Origin of the sequence: Haemophilus parainfluenzae (assembly GCF_003252725.1) — a bacterium.
GTDB lineage: Bacteria > Pseudomonadota > Gammaproteobacteria > Enterobacterales > Pasteurellaceae > Haemophilus_D > Haemophilus_D parainfluenzae_L.
Genome location: NZ_QEPO01000016.1, coordinates 1 through 5,113, shown reverse-complemented (window position 1 = coordinate 5,113; position 5,113 = coordinate 1). Strand labels below are relative to the sequence as shown.

7 protein-coding genes are annotated in these 5,113 nt (G+C 35.7%); 3 read left to right on the top strand and 4 right to left on the bottom strand.

Translation table 11 applies throughout. The annotated features are described in order from the left end of the window. Window positions 1–235: 235 nt before the first annotated feature. Window positions 236–904, bottom strand: coding sequence for a TfoX/Sxy family DNA transformation protein (locus tag DPV85_RS09650; RefSeq protein ID WP_111327851.1), 669 nt, complete (start codon window positions 902–904; stop codon window positions 236–238). Window positions 905–1,132: 228 nt separating this feature from the next. Between DPV85_RS09650 and DPV85_RS09645 the strand changes: the two genes are divergently transcribed. The 3 genes from DPV85_RS09645 (at window position 1,133) to recX (ending at window position 3,689) form a co-directional block, all read left to right on the top strand. After that, the gene (locus DPV85_RS09645) at window positions 1,133–1,975 is read left to right on the top strand and encodes a patatin-like phospholipase family protein (RefSeq protein WP_111327850.1); all 843 of its coding nucleotides are present in this window, start codon (window positions 1,133–1,135) and stop codon (window positions 1,973–1,975) included. 136 nt (window positions 1,976–2,111) lie between these two features. Beyond that, window positions 2,112–3,167, top strand: coding sequence for a recombinase RecA (gene recA, locus DPV85_RS09640; RefSeq protein WP_049369596.1), 1,056 nt, complete (start codon window positions 2,112–2,114; stop codon window positions 3,165–3,167). Window positions 3,168–3,236: 69 nt separating this feature from the next. Then, window positions 3,237–3,689: a recombination regulator RecX gene (recX, locus tag DPV85_RS09635; protein ID WP_111327849.1), complete on the top strand. Its 453-nt coding sequence runs from the start codon at window positions 3,237–3,239 to the stop codon at window positions 3,687–3,689. Here the strand turns inward: recX and crcB are convergent. From crcB to DPV85_RS09620, 3 genes are all read right to left on the bottom strand, one after another. Beyond that, the gene (gene crcB / locus DPV85_RS09630) at window positions 3,664–4,059 is read right to left on the bottom strand and encodes a fluoride efflux transporter CrcB (RefSeq protein ID WP_111327848.1); all 396 of its coding nucleotides are present in this window, start codon (window positions 4,057–4,059) and stop codon (window positions 3,664–3,666) included. The two genes, recX and crcB, sit on opposite strands and share 26 nt — an antisense overlap. Continuing rightward, a complete protein-coding gene (locus DPV85_RS09625) occupies window positions 4,060–4,878 on the bottom strand; it encodes a Cof-type HAD-IIB family hydrolase (protein ID WP_111327847.1) in 819 nt (272 codons plus the stop codon). Between the two features lie 157 nt (window positions 4,879–5,035). Next, the coding region (locus tag DPV85_RS09620; RefSeq protein ID WP_457758357.1) for an EF-Tu C-terminal domain-related protein at window positions 5,036–5,113 on the bottom strand (78 nt) is incomplete at its 5' end.

The following is a 5,113-nucleotide window of genomic DNA, read 5'->3' as shown; positions in this document are numbered from 1 at the left end:
TAAAAAATATTTTTAAAACAAGTCAATCAACAAGTGCCCACACAGATTGTCTGATATATTGTTAAAGAGCAAAAAATAACGACGCACTGGTTTTTCTTAAGATTCACAACAGCGCGTCGTTGTGTGGAGTGCATTATAGGGATTTTTGAAATCCACGCAAGCACTTTTTTAAGAAATTTCTTCGATAGATGATTTTTTAGACGCCAACTCCTTTATATGAATGCTATTATGAATACTATTCGGTCTTTTTTAAGGTTCGCTTACAACGTCTAAACCCATTTGCAGAAAGTATTTCATTAAGTTTACTAAGGCCTCTTTCCTTCTCTTTTTCAGTATAAAACTCACAATTACGATTCTCTAAAGCACCTCGAAGTCGCCAATAAAAAGCCTCAGTAGCCCCAATATCCGCTTTTTTCAAACGAACAATCGCATTTTCAGCGCCTATTTGCCGTAGGGTATTAACATTATCAATACCAACTTTCTTCAGCGCTCTTTCATACTTAACCGATAAATTCGGTAAATCACGAATTCTCCCAATCTTAGATAGTGCAGAATCTAATTTTTCCTTCCTGATTTGGGTAATAGAAAGAATGATCAAGGTTCTCATTAAAACATTATCTTTCAAGATACTTTCAGTTAAAGCATAATAATCAGATAATACGAAGCGTTTATTGAGTTCATTTGTTGCAAAAGGTTTACAGCCAAGTCCTTTTAATTTTATCGAAAGCTCATCCTTAGCACGTAAGTAAACCTTATTGTTTGCCCAAACCGCAAACATATCTTTCTCTTTATGATATAAGCCATATCCCGTAAATAAATTTTTACTTGTTACATCTCCGATAAGTTGATTTAACAAATCACATACTTTACTGATATGATCATTTGGGATTATGAGAGTTTTCATTTTAAAACTCCTCCTTATTTCAAGGTTAATCACATACGACTATACCAAGAAGTACTTCTCAAAAATGTTTATATCATAACCAGTTAAGTGTGACGAATATAAAATTTCAATTTTGTGAGAAAGATCGCAAATGCAAAATTTATTTATTGATAAACAACTAGATAAGAAAAAATAAGTTTATAGTTTAATATTTAATCTATTAAAAGTTTTTAGAATTCAGGAGTAAAAATGACTGTAGGACTCGTTCTTGAGGGCGGCGGCATGAGAGGTATGTTTACCGCAGGTGTCCTTGATGCATTGATGGAACAAAACATTCAAATAAATAAAATTATTGGCATCTCTGCAGGTGCATTATTTGGCATAAATTATGCATCCAACCAAAAAGAAAGAGCGTTGAGATATAACCTAAAATATCTTAAAGATAAACGTTACATGGGATTTCATAGCCTTTTTACAACGGGCAATATTATCAATAAAGATTTCGCTTTCTATGATCTCCCTTTTAATCTCGATCCTTTTGATCAAAATGAATTCGAGAAATCTCACATTGATTTCTATTTAGCCGCCACAAACATTGAGAATGGTAAAGCGGAGTATTTCAAAATCAAAGATGTTTTCAAAGAGATGGAATACTTCAGAGCAACTTCAGCCATGCCTTTTGTCTCACAATTTGTGGAAATCGATGGACAAAAATATTTAGATGGTGGAATTGCTGATAGTATTCCATTTGAAAAAGCACAGGAGCTTGGGTGCGATAAAATCATCGTTGTTTTAACCCAACCGATCGACTACCGTAAAACAAGATCATCTTCTTTTCTATTCAAGCTTTTTTATCGCAAATATCCACATTTAATTAAAACCTTAGAAAATCGCTACCGCACTTATAATGAACAAGTAGAAAAAATTATTCGTTTAGAAAAACAAAATAAAATCTTTGTGATTCGCCCAAATGTATCACTCAATATAGGCCGATTAGAACGAGATGAAACCAAAATAAGAACTGTATATGAACTGGGTGAAAAAATTCTCTCAGCACAAATTCAAGATCTAAAAAAATACTTAAGAAGTTGATTTTAAACAAACTATTTCTCAAGTTTGGAATCTAGTTCACATTTTTTCATCAAGGAAAAAATTTTTCCTTGATACTGTACATCAATACAGATATAATCTAGCCAAATTTAGATAACTCTATTCAAGAAGGTTTTATATGGCAACTCAAGAAGAAAAGCAAAAAGCGCTCGCCGCAGCACTTGGTCAAATTGAAAAGCAATTCGGTAAAGGCTCAATTATGAAATTGGGTGATACTCAAGCCCTTGACGTTGAATCCGTTTCAACTGGTTCTTTAGGTCTTGATGTCGCTCTTGGTATTGGTGGTTTACCAATGGGTCGTATTGTTGAAATATTTGGACCGGAATCTTCTGGTAAAACAACCTTAACCTTATCTGTTATCGCTCAAGCGCAAAAAGTCGGTAAAACCTGCGCGTTTATCGATGCGGAGCATGCTCTTGATCCTATTTATGCAGCAAAACTTGGTGTTGATGTAAAAGAGCTCTTAGTCTCCCAGCCAGACAACGGTGAACAAGCACTTGAAATTTGTGATGCATTAGTACGTTCTGGTGCTGTAGATGTCGTCATCGTAGACTCGGTTGCTGCACTCACCCCAAAAGCTGAAATTGAAGGTGAAATGGGTGATTCACACATGGGTTTACAAGCGCGTTTAATGTCTCAAGCGCTACGTAAATTAACCGGCCAAATCAAAAATGCAAACTGTCTTGTTATCTTTATTAACCAAATTCGTATGAAAATTGGTGTCATGTTTGGTAACCCAGAAACCACAACCGGTGGTAACGCACTGAAATTCTACTCTTCTGTTCGTTTAGATATCCGTCGCACTGGTTCAGTTAAAGATGGAGATGAAGTCATTGGTAATGAAACTCGTGTTAAAGTAGTCAAAAACAAGTTAGCCGCACCTTTCCGCCAAGTTGATTTCCAAATTCTTTACGGAGAAGGTATTTCGAAAGCTGGCGAATTAATTGAGCTCGGTGTTAAACACAAACTAGTTGAGAAATCTGGTGCATGGTATGCATACAACGGTGAAAAGATTGGTCAAGGTAAAGCTAACGCAATGAAATGGTTAAACGAAAACCCTGCTAAATCTGATGAACTTGAAGCGAAGCTTCGTGCTGAATTAGTAGCCAATCCAGAACAGGCATTAATGGCGGACATTGAACAATCTAACGATGACGCAGAAAGCGATTTCTAATCACTAAAAGTGCGGTCAAAATTGACCGCACTTTTCATTTCAACCGTATTTCACCTAAAAGGAATTTCTATGTCTTCTCTTGCTTTGAGCTATGTCGTTAATTTACTTGCTCGACGTGAATATAGCGAATTTGAACTACGCAATAAAATGCAGGAAAAAGCATTTACAGAAGATGAGATCGATGAAACGATTGCTTACTGCCAGAAAAAAAACTGGCAAAATGATAAACGATTTGCTGAAAATTATTTACACGCACGTTCGCAGCGTGGATATGGTGCAAATCGTATCAAACAAGAATTACGTCAACTGAAAGGTGTATCTTCAGAGGTAATAAATGAAGTCCTCACAGAAAGTGAAATTAATTGGATTGAAATAGCAGAAAAGGTTCTACACAAAAAGTTTCCCAATTATGCAGAACCTCAACCAATCAAAAGCAAACAAAAGATTTGGCAGTATATGCTCTCTCATGGATTTTATTCTGAAGAATTTAGCGATTTTATCGGAAATGGAATAGAAGACTGATGATCCTAAAGAAATAAATCCCTAATACTGTAAAAAGTAAACAACCAACTAAATGGCTAACTAAAACGAACAATCCATTTACCCACTCTTCTTTAAAAAAGAGTTCTATTACTTCGCCTGAAAAAGAAGAAAAGGTGGTGAGTGCACCAAGAAATCCAGTCACTAAGAATAATCGCCATTCAGGGCTAAATTGAGGAAATAACCCAAAGGCGGACACTAAAATTCCCATCAAAAAACAGCCAATAAAGTTCGCCACAAGTGTCCCAAATGCAAGTGTGCTGAATAGTGAATTCAACCAAAGACCCAATCCCCACCGTAAGGATGCACCGATGGCTGCACCTGTGCTCACAAGAATGATTGACTGAAACATTTATTTGATACCAAAAAGCTCTGCCAAATGTTTGGCTACCGCTTCGTCTTTATTGAACCCAATCTCTTCCAATTTGGGGCAAGCTTCTTTTAGACGAGGATCGGCATTTGCCATCACATAACCTTTACCAACCAAAGAAAGCATTTCAATATCATTCTGCCCATCACCAAAAGCAATACAATCTTTTAATTCATAATTTCTATTTTCTAATAGATGAGATAATGCATCACCTTTCGATACATTTTTGTTCATCACCTCTAAGCAAGTTACCGCAGAATAAACAATCGTTGTTTTATCCCCGAAATGTGTTCTGAGATAATTTTCTAGTTCGATTAGCTCTTTCGGATCATGCGCAATAAAAAATACTTTTTCAGTTCCTCTTCCATGATGCTTTGCAAAATCAACCACCTTGTACATAAAACCGGAATCTTTATGGTATTTTGTCAATTCAGGCACATCTGTATTGATAAACCAACCATCATCTTGATAAGTATTGATGCAAATCTTGGTGCGATCAAAAGGAATTTTGTACAACTCAAGCACGATTTCTTCTGGAAGACTATTGCTATAAATAAGGTTACCTTTTAGGTCTCTAACTCTCGCCCCATTGGAGGTTATCATTACAGCATGCTCAGCACCTATCTTACCTAAAATAGAAGCAACATCCGTATGATTACGTCCAGTGGCTAAAATAATATCAGCACCTTTTTGTTCTAATTTATTCAATGTATCAATAGTAAAATTACCAATTACATGATTAGTGTTTAGTAGTGTGCCATCAAGATCAGAGACAACGGCTTTAAATGGAAGTTGTTGCATAAAAACACCCGTATAAAAAATGAGTTTGTATCATACCAAAACAACTCGATTTTTAACCGAACTTTCTATCATAAAAATAACATTCATTGATAAAAAACAAAAAGGCGTATCTTTCGATACGCCTTCTTAATCTAACTTGTTACAGTTAATACATCAATTATTTGATGATTTTCGCAACAACACCAGCACCTACTGTACGGCCACCTTCACGGATTGCGAAACGTAAACCTTGGTC

What these genes read in the sequence shown, in the direction of transcription:
- DPV85_RS09650 (WP_111327851.1), bottom strand. Translation starts at nt 904, where the DNA reads ATGAAAACTCTCATAATCCCAAATGATCATATCAGTAAAGTATGTGAT.
- DPV85_RS09645 (WP_111327850.1), top strand. Translation starts at nt 1,133, where the DNA reads ATGACTGTAGGACTCGTTCTTGAGGGCGGCGGCATGAGAGGTATGTTT.
- recA (WP_049369596.1), top strand. Translation starts at nt 2,112, where the DNA reads ATGGCAACTCAAGAAGAAAAGCAAAAAGCGCTCGCCGCAGCACTTGGT.
- recX (WP_111327849.1), top strand. Translation starts at nt 3,237, where the DNA reads ATGTCTTCTCTTGCTTTGAGCTATGTCGTTAATTTACTTGCTCGACGT.
- crcB (WP_111327848.1), bottom strand. Translation starts at nt 4,059, where the DNA reads ATGTTTCAGTCAATCATTCTTGTGAGCACAGGTGCAGCCATCGGTGCA.
- DPV85_RS09625 (WP_111327847.1), bottom strand. Translation starts at nt 4,878, where the DNA reads ATGCAACAACTTCCATTTAAAGCCGTTGTCTCTGATCTTGATGGCACA.